Here is a 14,351-nt window from a genome sequence, read left to right as displayed (position 1 = left end):
GACCGCGGCGGCATCTACTCGGGAACGCGGCCCACGCTGGCGTAGACCGAGGAGCGCTCTGCGCCGGGGTCGGGGTGCGGCCAATCGACGACGTCGACGGTGCCGGGCGGAACGATGTCCAGGCCGGGCAGCAGCCCCGCGACCGTGGTCCGGTCGCGCAGGATCAGCGGGGTGGCGCTGTCGCGGTAGGCCTCGGCCACCGCCCGGGCGGCGACGGCGACGGCGGGGTCGTCGCTGTCGTCGGTGCCGTGGCTGATCGCGACGATGCTGCCCGGGGCGAGCCGGGCACGGTAGGCGTCGAGGATCGCGGGCAGGTCGTCGTCGACGAAGTGCAGCACCGCGACCGCGAGGACGGCGACCGGGCGAGTGAAGTCGAGCAGCCCGACGACCCCGGGAGCGTCGAGCACAGTTTCGGGTAGCCGCAGGTCGGCCCGGGTGACGGTGACCTGCTCGCGGTCGGGGGCGTCGAGCTGGGCGAGGATCTCGGTGGCCTGGGCGACCGCGACCGGTTCGAAGTCCACGTAGGCCACCCGCGCGTTGGGAGTGTGGGCCAGCGCGATCTCGTGGACGTTGCCGACGGTCGGCACCCCGGAGCCAAGGTCGAGGAACTGGGTGATGCCCTGGGCGAGGCACCAGGTCACCACCCGGCGCAGGAACCCGCGGTTGGCCTGGGCGAGATAGCGCAGGGTCGGGAACCCGGCGAGGGCCCGCTCGGCAAGCTCGCGGTCGGCGGCGAAGTTGTGCGCCCCGCCGAGCAGGTAGTCATACATCCGGGCGGCGTTCGGCCGGTCGAAGTCGATGCCGTCCTCCATGGACCGCCCCCACCCCGTACCCCTCGGCCGCCCCCGGCCCTGCTCGAGATCCCGTACCCGGCGCCGCGACCCGGCATGCCGAGCAGGAGCCGCCGCTCCCGCCGCGCACACGGCCGTAATGTCACTGCCCCGGTCGCCCTGACCTGCGGCGTGCGTCTCGCAGCGGCCCGGGCGGTCACGCGGGGGCGCTCGTGGCGATCGCAGGTCCCGCAGTCGGGTGCCGGTGCTCCGCGTCCGCGAGCATGCCCGCGGCTTGCTGGGTCTCGTCCTCGTGGACCCCTGTGCGGCTGTGGTGATGCCCCGGCCCGCACAGCGGCCGTCGTCGGCTGCCAGCGCCGTGCTCGAGGGGGACCGCGGCCGCCACCGCGGCCAGGGCGCCGGGCAGGGCGCGCAGATGCCAGTCCGCCGCTAGCGACGCGGCCGCACGCGGGGTGTGGGCGTCGAGGTGGGCGGCGCGCAGCCAGGACAGTTCGTTGACCATCCGCGGGTGGTGGGGCCAGCAGTCGGGGAGCTCGCCGCGGGTGATGCCGTAGCCGGGCACCAGGACCCGGTCGACCCAGCGGGCAAGTGCCTCCCACGCCGCGGTGGCCTGCTCGTCGTCGAACAACGGCCAGCACCATGGGGCTGGCGGCACGTCGGCCATCCCGAGCTCGGCACGAGCCGCATCGCCCGCCTGGTCCCCGATGCCGGTCTGCTGAGCCGTTCCCGCGTTCCCGTCGGCCGCCTCGGAGGCCTGGGCCTGGGTGAGGTCGTGGACGTGGGGGGCGAGCTCGGAGAGCACGGCGGCGGACTCCCGGGCGATGGCGTCGGTCTCCCGGGCCCGGCGACGTAGGGCCGCGAGCTCGGCCGCCAGGTCTCCCTCCCCGCCGCTTGCGGTGTGGTCGCTGCTCACCCGCGGGCGTCCCCGTCGTCGTCAGGGCCGGCGAGGTCGGTGGGGTCGGCGGAGGGATCGTCGAGCTGGGGTTGGTCGGGGTCGGCGGGGCGCAGGACCTCGTTGATCGGCGCGACCGGCACGGGGGCGCCGGCGGCCTGGACGTCCGACCGTTCCCAGACCGGGGTGACCCGGGTGATGGTGGCGGGGGTGGCGCGGTGCAGGAGCAGCCCGAACATGACCAGCCGCCCGTCGCCGCGGCGGACCTGCGGCAGGGTGCGCAACCGGTCGACGGGCAGCACCCGGACCCGTTCGTAGCCGAGTTGCCCGTCGCCGCGGTCGACCTGGTCGCGGTAGTCCCCGCACAGCCGTGAGATCGCCTCCAGGTCACTGTCGAGGGACAGGCCGCCGAAGACGAGTTTGGCGTTGGTGGCGTTCCAGATGGTGTCGGCGCCGTCGTGGCCCCACCGCTGCGCCAGCTGCGACGGGCTCTGGCAGGACCAGATGATGTGGATGCCGCGGCCGCCGGCGTCGGCGACCCACCGGTCCAGCGGCACCGGAGTCGTCAGCGCGGCTTCGTCGAGGACCAGCCCCAGCGGCGTATCGAGCCGGCCGTGCGCGCGGGTGGCGGCGAGCCGCTTGGCTTCCTCGAACACGTAGGTGGTGAACGCCGCCGCCAGCGGCGCGACCGAGGCGTGGGGGCGTTCGGAGAGGATCAGGTACAGGGTGCCGCGGTCGGCGAGGAACCGGCCGACGTCGAAGGTCGGCACCTCTCCGTCGGGGCAGACGGCGGCGGCGACGGTGGGGTCGGCCATGAACGCCACCGCCTGCGACAAGGTCAGCAAGATGGACTCGCGGGTGCGCTTGGCGTCGGTGGCGAGGATCTGCTCGAGGTCGGCGGCCCACCCGTGCGGCACCACGGCGCGGTGGTGGCGCAGCAGCTGCACCGCGTCCCACGCCTCGGTGGGGCTGGCGACCCAGAGCTGCACGGCGCGCATGTCCCGGCCGCCGAGGTCGGCGGCCAGCAGCAGGCACCGCAGCACCTTCGCCGCGCTATCGAGCCAGAACGTGCCGTCCTCCCCACCCGCCGCCGACGTGGCGCCCACTAGCGCCCCCGCCCGCTCCGCCGCCACCGACGGCTGAGCGCAGCCCCGCACCAGGGGCCAGGACAGGGTGGAGTCGACGTCACCGAGGCCTTCGGGGTTGAACACCTCCACCCGCCCCGAGCAGGCCTTCCTCGCTCGCAGGGCGGCGGTGTGGGCGTACATGTCGGGCTTCGTGGAGGTGGTGAACACCGCACCGGGGAAGTCGATCACGTGATGCCCCATCAGGGCGGTCTTCGCGGTCTGCGGCGGGGCGACCAGCCCGACGACGTCACGCAGCGCGGCGTAGCAGTCCGAGCCCCACACCGGGCCCACCGCGCTGCGGCCCAGCCACGTCCCGCACTCGGCGACCGGGAGCCGCTCGACCGCCATCCGGCGCCACGCGGTGGCCGCGAGCCGCTGCCCGACGTCGATGTCCTCGGCGTCGGGGTTGGCGTCGGGGTCGGGGAGCTCGGTGGCGAGGGTGGGTCGCATGGTGGCGGCGACGGCGCGGACGGCGTGCGCGGAGACGTGCCGGTGCAGGTCCCAGTGATTCGCCCACCCGGTCAGCCCGTAGCGGGTGCGGACGCGGCCGCGGACGGTGTGCGGATAGACCAGACGACCGGCCCGGGTCCCCCACACCACCAGCCCCGGGCCGGCGGCGAGGGCTCCGGGCAGGGTGAACGGGTCGAACAGGGTCACATCCAGCAGCCCGAGCACCGCGGTGGTCGCGAGGACCTGCCAGCGCCCCAGCCGGTCCGCGACCCAGCTGGCCCAGGTCGACCAGCGGGGGTGCGAGGCCCACGCCCGGCCCGCGACCAGCATCGACAACACCGCGGCGACCGCGGCCGCGGTGAGCACCCCGACCACGAGGTGACCCGCCCGCACCGCCCCGCGGCGGGCACGCGGACCCGTGCGGGCGGCCGCGAACCGCACCCGCCCGGCCAGCACCGCGGCCCGCCGCCGTGTAGCCCGGGGACGGGTGTCGTCCTCGGGTGGGGTGGTCACGGACATGGTCAGCCCCTCTCCCGGTCCTGGTTGTCGCGGTGCTGCTCGCTGTCGAGGTCGTGGCGGTCCTGATGGCGGAGTCGTTCGACGGCGGCGACCATCTCGGCGTCGGAGCCGATGAAGCAGTGGTGGCGGCCGGGCTCGGCGGCCTCCCACCGGGCGAACAGCTCCCGGGTGAGCGCGTCGCGGGCCCGCTCGGACAGACCCGACTGCCGGTTGACGTCCATCCCGAGGTAGCTCATCCGCCGGCCTCCCGTTCCTCGTCGTCGCGGTCGGGGTCGTCGAGGTCCTGCTCGCGGTCGAGGTCGAGCAGCCACTCCAGGAAGGTGGCGGGGCGCTCGGAGGTGCCGTGCTCGTACTCGACCGACGCGACCCGCTGCTGGCCGGGCATCGGGGTCCGTTCCTGGCGGCTGTTCTCCCAGGCGGTCACCAGCGGCACGAAGGTCATCGCTCTCGCTCCTCGTCGTCGAAGTCCCGGCCGGGTTCGGGTTCGGGTTCGGTGAACTGGTGGGCGGCGCGGTGCTCGGCGGCGAGGACCTCGAGGTGGGCCTCGGCGGTCTCCACCCCGTCGGCGTCGCCGAGGCGGCGGGCGTGCTCGCGCTCGTCGAGCAGGTGCTCTCGGTCCTGCTCGTAGCGCTGCTGAGGCAGCGCGATCGCCCGGACGAGCTCGGCGTCCTCCTGGGCGGTCAGCACCCGGAACCCGCCAGCTTCGGGGTCGAAGCGCAGCGCCTGGGAGCGGGTGTGGCTCGCGGCGGTGAGCAGGGCGTCGAGCTGGGTGTCGTCTGGCCAGGTGCTCATCGCTCCCGCTCCTCATCGTCAATCCGGGGGTCGAGCTCGGCGTGGGGCTCGGGGTCGGGCAGGGGGAAGGCGAGCTGGGTGCGGGCCAGCTCGATGGACTCGTCGAACCGGGCCCGGTCGAACCCGCCGAGCTCGTCGAGCCCGTGGTCGTCGAGGGTCATGTGCTGCCTCTTGCGGTGGGCCGGGTGGTGATCAGGTGCAGGTCGGGGCGGGGCGGGGTGGGTGCTGGGCGAGGTGGGCGCGGGCGGCGCCGAGCAGCCGGCGGCCGGTGCGCGCCGAGACCTGGTGCAGCGCGGCGGCCTGCGCCCCGGTGACCTCGCAGCCCGCGGCGAGCAGCTCCGCGATCTCCCGCACCCGGCCATCAGCCCGCGCACCGTCGTCGGCGCCCTCGGGGTCGGTGCGGTCGTCGCTGCTCGGAGACGGCGCCGAGGTCGGCGAGGGAGGTGCCAGGATGTCGCTCGGGGCCACGAGCGAGCTGCCAGCCCGGTGCGCGCCGACGGGCTCGCTGTGCGGCGACTTCTTCTCGCCCGACTCGGGCGCGGAGAAGGTCTCCATATCGGTGGCATAACTGGAGGCGGCGGCGACCCGGACGGCCTCGGTGAGCCGCTCCCGCAGGGCGGGGGCGACCTCGGCCGCGAGCAGCACGAACACCGGCGGCACCGAGTGCAGGACCACCGACGACGGGACCCCGTCCCGCCACGCCGACCACGAGTTCATCGCGTACGTGGCGGCGAACGCCGCCCACTTCACCGCGGTCACCTGCCAGCCCATCGGCACCTGCCAGCGGGCAGTCAGCTGCTCGGCGCGGACCACCGCCAGCAGCAGCACCGACACCATCGGGTCCAGCAGCCACGCCACCACCCAGCCCGGCGATCCCACCGGGGCGCCGGCCGCGGCGAAGGCCTGCACGTTCACCGCCGTGAACACCAGCCCCAGCCCGATCGCGGTCCACGTCGCGAGGTCGACCCAGCCGCGCACCGCGGCCGCCGCCTCGGCGACGTCGTGCTCAGGTTCGCCCATCGAAGCCCGCCTCCCGCCGCTCGAAGTGTGCGAAGTGTGCAAAGCCGACGGTAGAGGCTCCGTCGTGAAGTGTGCAAGATGCTCGGAGTGACCGATCGGCGCGAGGTGCTTGACCAGGGCGTTCTAGCGGAGCTGCGCGAAGTGCCTGTGCCACGATCCCGGGGTGGCGAACGAGTTGGTGAGCACCGCGAAGGCAGCGGAAGCACTCAACGTCGCCCGCTCCACGCTCTCCCGCTGGGCCAGCGACGGGCTCGTCCAGCCCGCGCAGCGCACCGTCGGCGGACACCTCCGATGGGACGTCGCCGACCTGCGACGTCAGGTCGACGACCTCACCCGCCGCGAGCACGGGAAGCCGTAGCCCAGCGCAACCACCGACGAGCTGAGCTTCCGCTGGCGCGCCGTCCGGCTGTCGCCCCAGTACCGAGGACGGACCCTTCCACAACTTTGCGCGCAGAGACGGCGTGTCGCGACCCCTTCCCTGCGCGCAGAGACGGCACGATCTGCCGCATGGAGCGTCGCAAGCCTGGACCGCCCGGTAAGGGCGAGCGTGAGGAAGTCCGCGCCCGCGTGCCCGTGGCGTTACGCAGGGCGCTTCAGGAGGAGGCCGCGCGTCGCGGCATGACCTTCAACGACTTCGTGGGCGAGGCCTTGGCCGAGCTCGTCGGAGTTCCCTACGCGGAGCAGGGGGCGCTCAAGACGGCCTGACACACGAAACGCCCCGACCCGGCCAGGTCGAGGCGTTCGCGCTTACACATCATCCCGCTCGACTCGGGCCCTGCCGGCTACCAACCTGGGGCACCCGCGTCGACGGCTTAGTGCTGCGGAGCCGAGATTACATCGGACGCTCCGCCGGTACAGCCTGCGCGCGTCCGCGACACGCCGTCGTCCCCCGCGCGGGGCGTTCCGGCGACCCCTGCTGACCGTGTTCGCCCTACTCCAGGGGCCGAGCACGCCCACCGACGCGCCGTGGCGCGGGCTCGGTCACTCGCCTACGGCCGCCGCCGCGCGGCCCGCCGCGTCGACGCCGGCCGGTTCGCGGTGCACCCCGGCTGGCGCCACCGCCTCCCCGAGGGCGTCGTGGTGCTGCGCGACCAGGCCCTCGCCCTGGCCCGCCTCGAAGAGCTCGTCGACGCCGAGCTGTGGCGCGAAGACCGTCGCGCTGTCGCTCTGTCGGTGTTGCGGGGGCTGGTGTGCGGGATGGCGTGGGATACCGGCCTGGTCGCCGGCGTCACCCGCGCCCACCTCGCCGGGGCGGCGGGCTGCTCGACGCGCACCGTGTCCCGGGTCGTGGCGTGGGCGGTCGAGGCGGGGCTGGTGGTGTGTGTCGAGGCCGGGGCGACGGCGGAGTTCCTCGGGGCGACCTCGAACCGGGCCCCGTCCTACGTCCTGACCGCCCCCCTCGGCTTTGGCGGCGGTGACAATCTGTCGGTCCCGCCAAAGCCGGCTCAAAGCCCTGGGGATGAATTTGGCAACCCCCCCGCCTGTGGCGGTCAACAAACAAGCCCTCGACCAAAACGAGGGCTCACCCGACGCCACGACCAAGACCCCCGCGAGCCGTGGCCGGTCTACGACCGCGCCGCCACCGCCGCAGAGCGAGCCCGGGCGGTCGCGACGTTCCTCGACCGGGCCGGGCTCGGCGCCCGGGTCCCGCGCTGGCGGGCGGTGGCGATGCTCGGACCGTGGTTCGAGGACGGCTGGTCGGTGATGGGGCTGCTGCACGCCGTCGATCACCACCCCGACCACCCCGAGCGTTCCCGCGGGGACGCCGCCCGCGCTGCCCGTGACCCGCTACGCATCCTCGGCCACCGCCTGAGCCCCTGGCGCGGCCGCCTCAGCGACCTCCCCACCGCCCTCGCCGCGGTCGACGGCCGCGCTCGACGCCTCCGAACCCTCCGTAGCGCTGAAGCCGACCCCGCTGCCCGCCCTCGGCCAGACCGAGGGGTGGCCAGCGCGACCGTCCGAGCCGCCGCCCGCGCTGAACTCGACCAGGTCCTCCTCCGTCGGCGTCCGGGCCAACAGGCTGTTAGAGACCGGTTGGCGTGGGACGCGGGTGATCGATCAAGACCCGGCGGTATCGCGCGTTCGACACCAGCGCCGCGACCATGAGACCCACTCCGAGCACCAGCAACACCAGCCCGAACACGTCCTCTCCGTCGCGCACCGGCAGCGACCCGAGCTGCGAGGTGATGATCAGCGGCCCCGTCCAGAGCTGCAGCCCAACACTGCGCAACGTGCCGCGAGCCAACTCGTCCGCAGTCTCGAGGTCCTCCGCTGGCACTGCACGACCACGGTGGATCAGCTGCGCCACCCGCCGACGCTCACCGTCCGGGATCGACCTCATCGACCCCGAACTCGACCCCGACCGTGCCACGAGACCGCGTGGCACGTTCATTACTGCGACCACGAACGCGACCCCGCCGGCGGCGAACCCCACCCAGATCGCCCATCCGACCCCGAACCCCCGGGCCGCGATCGCGCCCAGCAGCACCACCAGCACCGCGCTGGCCGCCCGGGAGTTCGCCAACGACCACTGCCGATCCCGGTCGACCACGCCGGGGGCCAACAGTCGGGCGAAGCGCACCCACCGATGCTCTCCTAGCCGCGCCCACCGAGCCGCACGGACCCAGCACGGCCTGAGCGGGGCCTCAGCAGGGCGGCGGGGGAGGCGGTGCGACGTGCACCGGCGGGGGAACGTGCACCGGCGGTGGGGCATGACATGGGGCGACAGGAGCCGCAGGGGCGTGGTGACCAGCGGCCGGAGGCGCCGTGTAGCCCGCCGCGAACAGACCCGGAACCGACCCCGCCGAGGTGCGGGCAACCCGGTTGCGGCGCTGCCGCAGCCGCACCTGCCCGTCCGGCACCCGGGCGCCGCTCCACCGCGCCTTCAACCGTGACCACCACCCGCGGCCGCCGGCCCGCCCCTTCTCCTCACTCATGGCCGACCACGGTCCTCTCCCGGTCCCGGGTCGTCCAGTCAGCCTGAGCCAGGCGCTTACATCACCGCCGCCCCTTAAAGCAGGTCGCCGGGTCGTCCGGACTATGAAGGTGACGGGTCCAGAACACCTCGGCGGCGCAGGCCACCGCCGCCGTGCCGGCGAACGTCGCGAAGAAGACCGGGATGGTCCCGAGAGCCATCCCCGGCTGCCGACCCGGCAGAAGCAGCGCCCCAGTGGCAAAAGCCAGGGTGAACGCGAACGTCACCGTCCAAGCGATCTCCGCCGACGGCAGCCACCGTCCCGCCGCACCCGCCACGACGAGCAGGCACAGCCCACACCCGACAACCTGCCACCACCCGTACGGGCCGAGCAGCCTGTCGGCGTCGACACCCGCGTCGAGGTCCCATCCCAACCACGCCGCCCAACACGCCACCGTCACCACCGTGAGCACGACCACCGCGCCGGCCTTGCGGCGTCCCTGCACGTAGTGCCCCACCAGCCGATGATGCGCCCGGCCCACACCAACACCAGCCAGCCGCTGGCCGTGCAGCGCCGCTGCCAGGTCCGGTATCGCCTCCTGACATTCCGTCCGGAGACGGATTATCAGCCGGTGCGGTACTCGTCAGCGGCGCTGTCGCTGCTCTCGCCAGAGTCCTCGAGGCGGTCGAGGCGGGCCTGCACGATCCCGCTCCACCCCAGCCCCCTGATCCCGAGCAGTATCACCGCCAGCCCGGCGTAGCCGAAGCCGGTGAAGAAGCCGCCGTCGCCGATGCGCAGCGCCCAGGTCGCTCCCAGCACCGGGAGTCAGCCCATGGTGAGAAGGCTCGTCCGCAGGCCGCGGCGGGTCTGGTCGATCGCTGCGGCCTGCAGCTCGGGCGGGTCGACCGGCTCCCCGCGGCGGACCCGGCCGGCGGCGGTGGTGGCGTCGCGGTAGCTGAATCGCTTGGGCATGACCGGCGGCAGCGGCACCGGACGGGTCCACGCGAGGACCAGCAACCCCAGCGCGATCACGACGATCACCCCGAATCCACCGAGCAGCCCCACGTCCAGCCACGCGTCCTGCAGGGGCAGCAGCCCCAGCACGGTTCCCGTCACCGCAACCGCGGCGACCGCGATTGCCGCCCGCCACTCCAGCGAGACCCGCCGCCGATACACGTCCCCCGCCCGCCCCCGGACGACTTGCTCGTCGCTCACCGGGACTCACCGGGCTCGTCGCGGCGGTCCGGTCCTGGGTTGTCGGGCTGGTCCCAGTCGATGACCAGGGCGCTGCCGTACGCCGACGTCTCGCCCTCCGCCGCCGGAGAGTCCCGGGGAGGCCGGCCCCGCGGCCACACCGAGACCGCCCGGAACCGGTATCCGTCCTGCATGGCCGGTTCCCAGTCGAACTCGACCTCCTGCGCGGGACGCAGCTCGGTGAACCCGGACGGAGTCCGGACGGCGCTGACGTGGGCCCAGCACCCGCCGGGGGTCTGGTCGGACTCCAGAACGCCCCAACCGTCTTCGGGGTGCCACGCAGACACCCGCCCGGCCGCCGCCACCGCCGCAGCGTCGCACGCCACCGCTCTGAGCTGTGGGCGCGATAGCGGCGTCCGGGACGTCGGAGGCATCAGCGGAGCGGGATGCGACGGCGCCATCACGGCAGGTGCTGGGTCCTTAAGGGAAGGTTCACCGGACTGGGCCCCGCCCGCCGCCGGTGTCGGTTTGGGGGTCGGTGTCGGCCGCGGGAGCAGCGTTCGTGGTGGCGGGTTCGGTGGCGTGGGCGTTGAGGAGTCCGGCGATGTCGAGAAGTTCGGCGGCCGAGCCGTTGATGCCGGGGAGGGGGAGGTGGCGGACGCCGTCGGCGGCGATCCACACGGTGCCGGCGGCGTCGAGGGCGAGCTTGTCGGGGATGTGGGGGACCAGGGTGCTGACCCGGGGGGTGAGGGTGGCGGGGTCGAGCTCGGTGAGCAGCCAGTACTGCCGGTCTTCGGGGTAGTCCGGCGGCCCGGGCAGCGGCCAGCAGGCGACGGTGCCGCGCCGGCGAATGTCCTCGGGGTGCGGCGGGTGGGTGGCCACCCACAGTCGCCCGCCGGTGGCGTAGGCCTGCAGCACGTCCGCCCACAGGGCGACACCGTCGGCGAGGGTCAAGTCCGGGTGGACCCGTCGCAGGCCGCTGCCGTTTTGGTCGATCACGAGCGGCGGGTCGCCGGGGACCAGTTGGAGCAGGCCCGGGTGGCCGACGTCGAGGTAGGGGCCCTCGACGAGGTCGCCGGTGGCGCTGAGCCGGCCCAGCCAGGGCCGGCGGTCGGCCTGCCGGGCGAGTCCGGTCCGGGTGGGTGGTCGCGGTGGCGTAGCAGCAACACGAACCCCGCCCCGTCTTCGGCCTCGGTGGCGGCGGCGACGGACTGGTCGTCGAGCGTGGTGTCCCTACGGTCGCCGTTCGGGGTGATCAGGCGCAGTACCAGCGGGGTGTGCGGGTCGCCGGGGTCGAGGCGCAGCACCGTAAGCAGCGCCTCGCGGTTCGTGGCGGCCAGCACCCAGGCGGGCCCGTCGTCGACGAGGCGGACCGTGCCCTCGCGGTCGTTGTCCTCGCGCCCGTTGTCGGTGTGGTCGATCCGGTAGATGCCGTCGGGGCCGGTGATCCACGCGCCGTCGTGGTCGGCGTGCAGGCTGCGACGTTCGCCGTGCCCGGGGTCGAGGATGCGGCCGGGCCAGGGGTACTCGGTGATCTCTGGGTGCGCGTCAAGGGGGCGGCGCACGCGCAGGACCAGCGGCAGCCGAGTGTCGGCGACCCACACGTCCTCGCCGTAGGCGGTGACTGCGCCCGGCACGATCCTCGGGCGCGGGGCCAGGGCGGGTACGTCGTCGAGGTCGAGGTCGAGCAGGACGCCGCGCTCGAGTACGTAGGGGTCGCCGGGCACCGGGGACACCCAGCCGCCGGTCGGGACGTCATCAGGGACGACCAGCCCGTGGTCGAACCAGCGTGGAGAGACCTCGACGTCGCGCAGACGTTGCGCGGAGGGAATCGGTCGCCACTGGCGCTGGTCGGGGTCGGTGTTGTCGATGGTCTCGGTGACCACCTGGGCCCGCAGGACACGTCCTCGCACCCCGGTGTGGTTCCCGATGTCGAGGTTGTCGATCAGGGTGCCGCGGAGCACCACCTGCCCGATCACCGGGCGCGGCGCCGACCACATCGCTGACCAGCCGTCACCGTGGAGCACCGTCGGCCAGACCGGCGGCCGGTCATCGACCGTGCCGTCCCACCGCATCCCGGGGCTGCGGGCAGAGCCGTCCCCGACGGGTTCCGCGCGGGCGCTGATGACCGATACGGCCGCGTCGGCCGCGTCCGCATCGGCCTCGGCGAACCGCAACGTCAGCCGGACCACGTCGCCCACCGCCGGTGGCGGGGTCTGCCCGTCCTCGACCGGCAGCGTCCCCAACAGCACCAGAAGACCCCGCGAGGGCCTGGACGAGCCGTGTTCGGTGGCTCTACCCGGCATGGATCCGATCGCGTCGACGCACCCGAGCAGTGTGCCAGAACAGGTACGCCCGCTTCAGGGATCGTGGTGTCGGGACCCCAGCGCCCGGAGGTGACCGGTGTTCGGGCTGGGCCCGGTCAGCGTCATCGCTGTCTGTAGCACTGCGCCTCGTCCGAAGAGCCTGTCGACTCTCGTCAGCTTTCCCTCGGCCCGACCAAGGGGTACGGGGCGCACCAGCAGCTGATGCTCAGCGAGAGGCTCGCGCCGGGGCAGCTCTCCGGCCCAGCAGAGTGCGGGGCTGCTTCTCGATGGTGCGAGGCTGGCAGGGTGAGCGACCCTCGGACGGCTTACCGTGACGCGCTGGCTGAGCACCATCGCCGCACGCTGCGCTTGGCCGGGCCCGGGTTGGTCGCGGTCTGGCCGCTGGTGGGCCTGACCCGCGGCCGCGACGCGTGGGCGCGGCGGGATTTCCCTGCCGTGGCCGCGCTGCTGCTCTCGGCGAGTTCGACGGTGTTGACCCACGTCGTGAACTACCGCCGCGCGGGCCGCCGCGCCGAGGAAGACCTGGCCCGCGAGGAGCAGCGCCCCGCCCTCGACCGCCAGGTCGCGGCGCAGACCCGCCGCAGCGCGCACGGCGTGCACGTCCCCCTGGCGGCGCTGTTACCCCCGGACCGCAGTCCCGTGGGGTGCTTGACCCCGCTGGCGCTGTACGCGGCGAGCTGGGTCCAGGCCGGCTGGGACTACGCCCGCCACCGCCCCGACCGCCACCAGCTGGTCGTGGGACGACGGTGGGTGGCCCGGCCGGGCCCGGCGTGGTGGACGGCGCTGTCGTGGCAGCAGTTGCCGGTCAACGCCGCGTCCCGCGCTCCCCGCGCCGAGCAGATCGCCTACCAGCGCCGGCAAGCGGCCACCCTCGGCGCGACCACCGTGGCCGCCGAGGCGATCACCGTCTGGGAGACCCAGCTCTACCCCGCCTACGCCGAGAAGGAGTGGCCCCGCCTGGCTGCGGGGCTGCTCAAGCTCGCTGCCCGCGGGTTCGGCTTCTACATCGAGTACACGCGGGTTCCGGCCCGGGTGGACGCTGTCCGGGCCCGCCGCGCGCGCCACGACGCCGCGGTCGCCGAGCTGCGCCGCGCGCACACCCCTGGTCGCCGCGGACCGGGGAACCCGTACCGCTTCGAGATCGCCCTCGCCGGTGCCTGCGCTGTGACGTTCGCGGGCAGCTTCACCGCCGGGCTCCTTGAGGCCCGCCACCGCCCGAAGCCGCCCACCCCACCGCGGCCGAAGCCGCCCGCGAGCAAGCGGCCACCGCTCGCCGCGTGAACCACCAGCACCGGGACCGGGCGGACGACGCAGCGCGTGACAGGGTGCCCGCCGTGGACACCGTCGAACAGGTCGTGGTCGCCGCGGTGGACCGCCTCGAGAGCGGCGAGGAAGGGTTCGTGCGCTCGCAAGCTGTCCTCGACGAGCTGGAGCGGGCCGGAACCCCCGGGTCCCGCGAAGAGCTGTACGCACTGCTGGTGGCGATCGTGGGCCCCGAGGCGGCCGGTCTGCGGTTGCTGGAGGGCCACGGCAACTTCGGGTTCATGGACAACCCGCCGGCCGACCCGCCCCACACCGAGTGCCGACTGACCGACCTGGGGCGGATCGTGCTGCACGACGGCGCTGGGACCGCGTTAGGGCTGCCGATCGGGCTGATCAACGGCGACATGACCCGCGGCGGGCAGCAGCCGCCGTTCGAGCCCGGGCGGGTCTTCGACGCCGCGCTGCGGCTGATCGAGGACCCCGGGCTCCCCGATGTCGCGGTGGTGGCCGCGGTCGGCGCCCCGGTGTTCCCCACCGGGTGCACCGTCGAAGGCCGGATCGATGATCTGTTGCGTGGTGAGCCGGTCGATCTGCTGCTCTCCGCGCAGACCAGGGTCGTCGACGACCAGCGGGGCCGGGTCCTGGTGATCACCGGGCTCCCGCCGCAGGTCACCGAGGCGGAGGTGGAGAACGACCTGTTCGAGCGGTTCCGCCGCCCGATGCCAGGAAAGCCGGCCGGCTGGACGCAGACCGCTTTCCGCGGCACCTACTACCACGGCGACGTGAAGCATCTGACGATCGAGGCCGTGTTCGCGGAGTGGGCCGACGAGGCGGACGTGATGAACCGGATCACCTCGGTCGACGGGCTTGTCGAGTCCCGCCGCGCCCACCTGCCCCAACCCGTCGCGGCGACCCTGCGCGACTGGATCACCGCCCTAGGTGTCGTGACCCGTCACGTTGTTAGCAGGCGAGGCGGGTGATCGGTGGTTGGCCGCCGAGGGCGGAGTGGGCGCGGCGAGTGTTGTAGTCGTGGACCCAGCTGTCCAGGGCGGCCAGCCGCG

General features: G+C 73.9%; 21 protein-coding genes. 4 read left to right on the top strand and 17 right to left on the bottom strand.

Features of this window, described 5'->3' with window-relative positions; genetic code table 11:
• Nucleotides 1-14 precede the first annotated feature (14 nt).
• The 8 genes from LN037_RS27930 to LN037_RS27895 all read right to left on the bottom strand — a co-directional run bounded on the left by LN037_RS27930 (nt 15) and on the right by LN037_RS27895 (nt 5,591).
• On the bottom strand, nt 15-812 hold the full coding sequence (locus LN037_RS27930) for an SAM-dependent methyltransferase (RefSeq protein ID WP_230759646.1): 798 nt from the start codon (nt 810-812) through the stop codon (nt 15-17).
• 175 nt (nt 813-987) lie between these two features.
• The gene (locus LN037_RS27925; RefSeq protein WP_230759644.1) at nt 988-1,704 is read right to left on the bottom strand and encodes a hypothetical protein; all 717 of its coding nucleotides are present in this window, start codon (nt 1,702-1,704) and stop codon (nt 988-990) included.
• Nucleotides 1,701-3,773, bottom strand: a complete 2,073-nt coding sequence (locus tag LN037_RS27920; protein WP_230759643.1) for a type IV secretory system conjugative DNA transfer family protein — start codon at nt 3,771-3,773, stop codon at nt 1,701-1,703. Before LN037_RS27920 ends, LN037_RS27925 begins: the two co-directional genes overlap by 4 nt.
• An 8-nt stretch (nt 3,774-3,781) precedes the next feature.
• Nucleotides 3,782-4,015, bottom strand: a complete 234-nt coding sequence (locus LN037_RS27915; protein ID WP_230759641.1) for a hypothetical protein — start codon at nt 4,013-4,015, stop codon at nt 3,782-3,784.
• Nucleotides 4,012-4,221, bottom strand: coding sequence for a hypothetical protein (locus LN037_RS27910; RefSeq protein ID WP_230759639.1), 210 nt, complete (start codon nt 4,219-4,221; stop codon nt 4,012-4,014). Before LN037_RS27910 ends, LN037_RS27915 begins: the two co-directional genes overlap by 4 nt.
• The gene (locus tag LN037_RS27905) at nt 4,218-4,571 is read right to left on the bottom strand and encodes a hypothetical protein (RefSeq protein WP_230759637.1); all 354 of its coding nucleotides are present in this window, start codon (nt 4,569-4,571) and stop codon (nt 4,218-4,220) included. The genes LN037_RS27910 and LN037_RS27905 overlap by 4 nt, the downstream gene beginning before the upstream one ends.
• On the bottom strand, nt 4,568-4,732 hold the full coding sequence (locus LN037_RS27900; RefSeq protein ID WP_230759635.1) for a hypothetical protein: 165 nt from the start codon (nt 4,730-4,732) through the stop codon (nt 4,568-4,570). The genes LN037_RS27905 and LN037_RS27900 overlap by 4 nt, the downstream gene beginning before the upstream one ends.
• Nucleotides 4,733-4,763: 31 nt before the next feature.
• Nucleotides 4,764-5,591 carry a hypothetical protein gene (locus LN037_RS27895; protein WP_230759633.1) on the bottom strand — a complete coding sequence of 276 codons (828 nt, stop codon included), beginning with the start codon at nt 5,589-5,591 and terminating at the stop codon, nt 4,764-4,766.
• 163 nt (nt 5,592-5,754) lie between these two features.
• Here LN037_RS27895 and LN037_RS27890 point away from each other — a divergent pair, with 163 nt between their 5' ends.
• Together LN037_RS27890 and LN037_RS27885 are read left to right on the top strand one after the other, a co-directional pair.
• Nucleotides 5,755-5,949 carry a helix-turn-helix domain-containing protein gene (locus tag LN037_RS27890; RefSeq protein ID WP_230759631.1) on the top strand — a complete coding sequence of 65 codons (195 nt, stop codon included), beginning with the start codon at nt 5,755-5,757 and terminating at the stop codon, nt 5,947-5,949.
• 149 nt (nt 5,950-6,098) lie between these two features.
• Entirely contained in the window at nt 6,099-6,296 is a 198-nt protein-coding gene (locus tag LN037_RS27885) for a hypothetical protein (RefSeq protein WP_230759629.1), read from the top strand.
• Between the two features lie 276 nt (nt 6,297-6,572).
• On the opposite strand, the gene LN037_RS27880 is transcribed toward LN037_RS27885, so the two are convergent.
• The 8 genes from LN037_RS27880 to LN037_RS27845 form a co-directional block, all read right to left on the bottom strand.
• Nucleotides 6,573-6,833 (bottom strand): hypothetical protein, encoded by a 261-nt coding sequence (locus LN037_RS27880; protein WP_230759627.1) that lies wholly within the window; start codon nt 6,831-6,833, stop codon nt 6,573-6,575.
• A 781-nt stretch (nt 6,834-7,614) separates the two neighbouring features.
• Entirely contained in the window at nt 7,615-8,172 is a 558-nt protein-coding gene (locus tag LN037_RS27875; RefSeq protein ID WP_230759625.1) for a hypothetical protein, read from the bottom strand.
• 416 nt (nt 8,173-8,588) lie between these two features.
• Nucleotides 8,589-9,023, bottom strand: coding sequence for a hypothetical protein (locus LN037_RS27870; RefSeq protein WP_230759623.1), 435 nt, complete (start codon nt 9,021-9,023; stop codon nt 8,589-8,591).
• A gap of 107 nt (nt 9,024-9,130) precedes the next feature.
• Nucleotides 9,131-9,325, bottom strand: a complete 195-nt coding sequence (locus LN037_RS27865; RefSeq protein WP_230759621.1) for a hypothetical protein — start codon at nt 9,323-9,325, stop codon at nt 9,131-9,133.
• A 6-nt stretch (nt 9,326-9,331) separates the two neighbouring features.
• Nucleotides 9,332-9,721: a hypothetical protein gene (locus LN037_RS27860; protein WP_230759619.1), complete on the bottom strand. Its 390-nt coding sequence runs from the start codon at nt 9,719-9,721 to the stop codon at nt 9,332-9,334.
• Nucleotides 9,718-10,086, bottom strand: coding sequence for a cold-shock protein (locus LN037_RS27855; protein ID WP_230759617.1), 369 nt, complete (start codon nt 10,084-10,086; stop codon nt 9,718-9,720). Before LN037_RS27855 ends, LN037_RS27860 begins: the two co-directional genes overlap by 4 nt.
• A 106-nt stretch (nt 10,087-10,192) precedes the next feature.
• On the bottom strand, nt 10,193-10,654 hold the full coding sequence (locus tag LN037_RS27850) for a hypothetical protein (RefSeq protein WP_230759616.1): 462 nt from the start codon (nt 10,652-10,654) through the stop codon (nt 10,193-10,195).
• Nucleotides 10,655-10,695: 41 nt separating this feature from the next.
• The gene (locus LN037_RS27845) at nt 10,696-11,952 is read right to left on the bottom strand and encodes a hypothetical protein (RefSeq protein ID WP_230759614.1); all 1,257 of its coding nucleotides are present in this window, start codon (nt 11,950-11,952) and stop codon (nt 10,696-10,698) included.
• Nucleotides 11,953-12,375: 423 nt separating this feature from the next.
• Here LN037_RS27845 and LN037_RS27840 point away from each other — a divergent pair, with 423 nt between their 5' ends.
• Nucleotides 12,376-13,308 carry a hypothetical protein gene (locus tag LN037_RS27840; RefSeq protein ID WP_230759612.1) on the top strand — a complete coding sequence of 311 codons (933 nt, stop codon included), beginning with the start codon at nt 12,376-12,378 and terminating at the stop codon, nt 13,306-13,308.
• 53 nt (nt 13,309-13,361) lie between these two features.
• Complete coding sequence (locus tag LN037_RS27835; RefSeq protein ID WP_230759610.1) at nt 13,362-14,270, top strand: hypothetical protein; 909 nt, start codon at nt 13,362-13,364, stop codon at nt 14,268-14,270.
• Here the strand turns inward: LN037_RS27835 and LN037_RS27830 are convergent.
• Nucleotides 14,251-14,351: integrase core domain-containing protein (locus LN037_RS27830; protein ID WP_230759716.1), on the bottom strand; the 101-nt coding region annotated here is incomplete at its 5' end. The two genes, LN037_RS27835 and LN037_RS27830, sit on opposite strands and share 20 nt — an antisense overlap.

This window comes from Actinomycetospora soli (assembly GCF_021026295.1).
Classification (GTDB): Bacteria; Actinomycetota; Actinomycetes; order Mycobacteriales; family Pseudonocardiaceae; genus Actinomycetospora; species Actinomycetospora soli.
The sequence above is the reverse complement of the archived record's forward strand: the minus strand, read 5'-3'. Positions and strand labels throughout refer to the sequence as shown.

What these genes read in the sequence shown, in the direction of transcription:
- LN037_RS27930 (WP_230759646.1), bottom strand. Translation starts at nt 812, where the DNA reads ATGGAGGACGGCATCGACTTCGACCGGCCGAACGCCGCCCGGATGTAT.
- LN037_RS27915 (WP_230759641.1), bottom strand. Translation starts at nt 4,015, where the DNA reads ATGAGCTACCTCGGGATGGACGTCAACCGGCAGTCGGGTCTGTCCGAG.
- LN037_RS27910 (WP_230759639.1), bottom strand. Translation starts at nt 4,221, where the DNA reads ATGACCTTCGTGCCGCTGGTGACCGCCTGGGAGAACAGCCGCCAGGAA.
- LN037_RS27905 (WP_230759637.1), bottom strand. Translation starts at nt 4,571, where the DNA reads ATGAGCACCTGGCCAGACGACACCCAGCTCGACGCCCTGCTCACCGCC.
- LN037_RS27900 (WP_230759635.1), bottom strand. Translation starts at nt 4,732, where the DNA reads ATGACCCTCGACGACCACGGGCTCGACGAGCTCGGCGGGTTCGACCGG.
- LN037_RS27895 (WP_230759633.1), bottom strand. Translation starts at nt 5,591, where the DNA reads ATGGGCGAACCTGAGCACGACGTCGCCGAGGCGGCGGCCGCGGTGCGC.
- LN037_RS27885 (WP_230759629.1), top strand. Translation starts at nt 6,099, where the DNA reads ATGGAGCGTCGCAAGCCTGGACCGCCCGGTAAGGGCGAGCGTGAGGAA.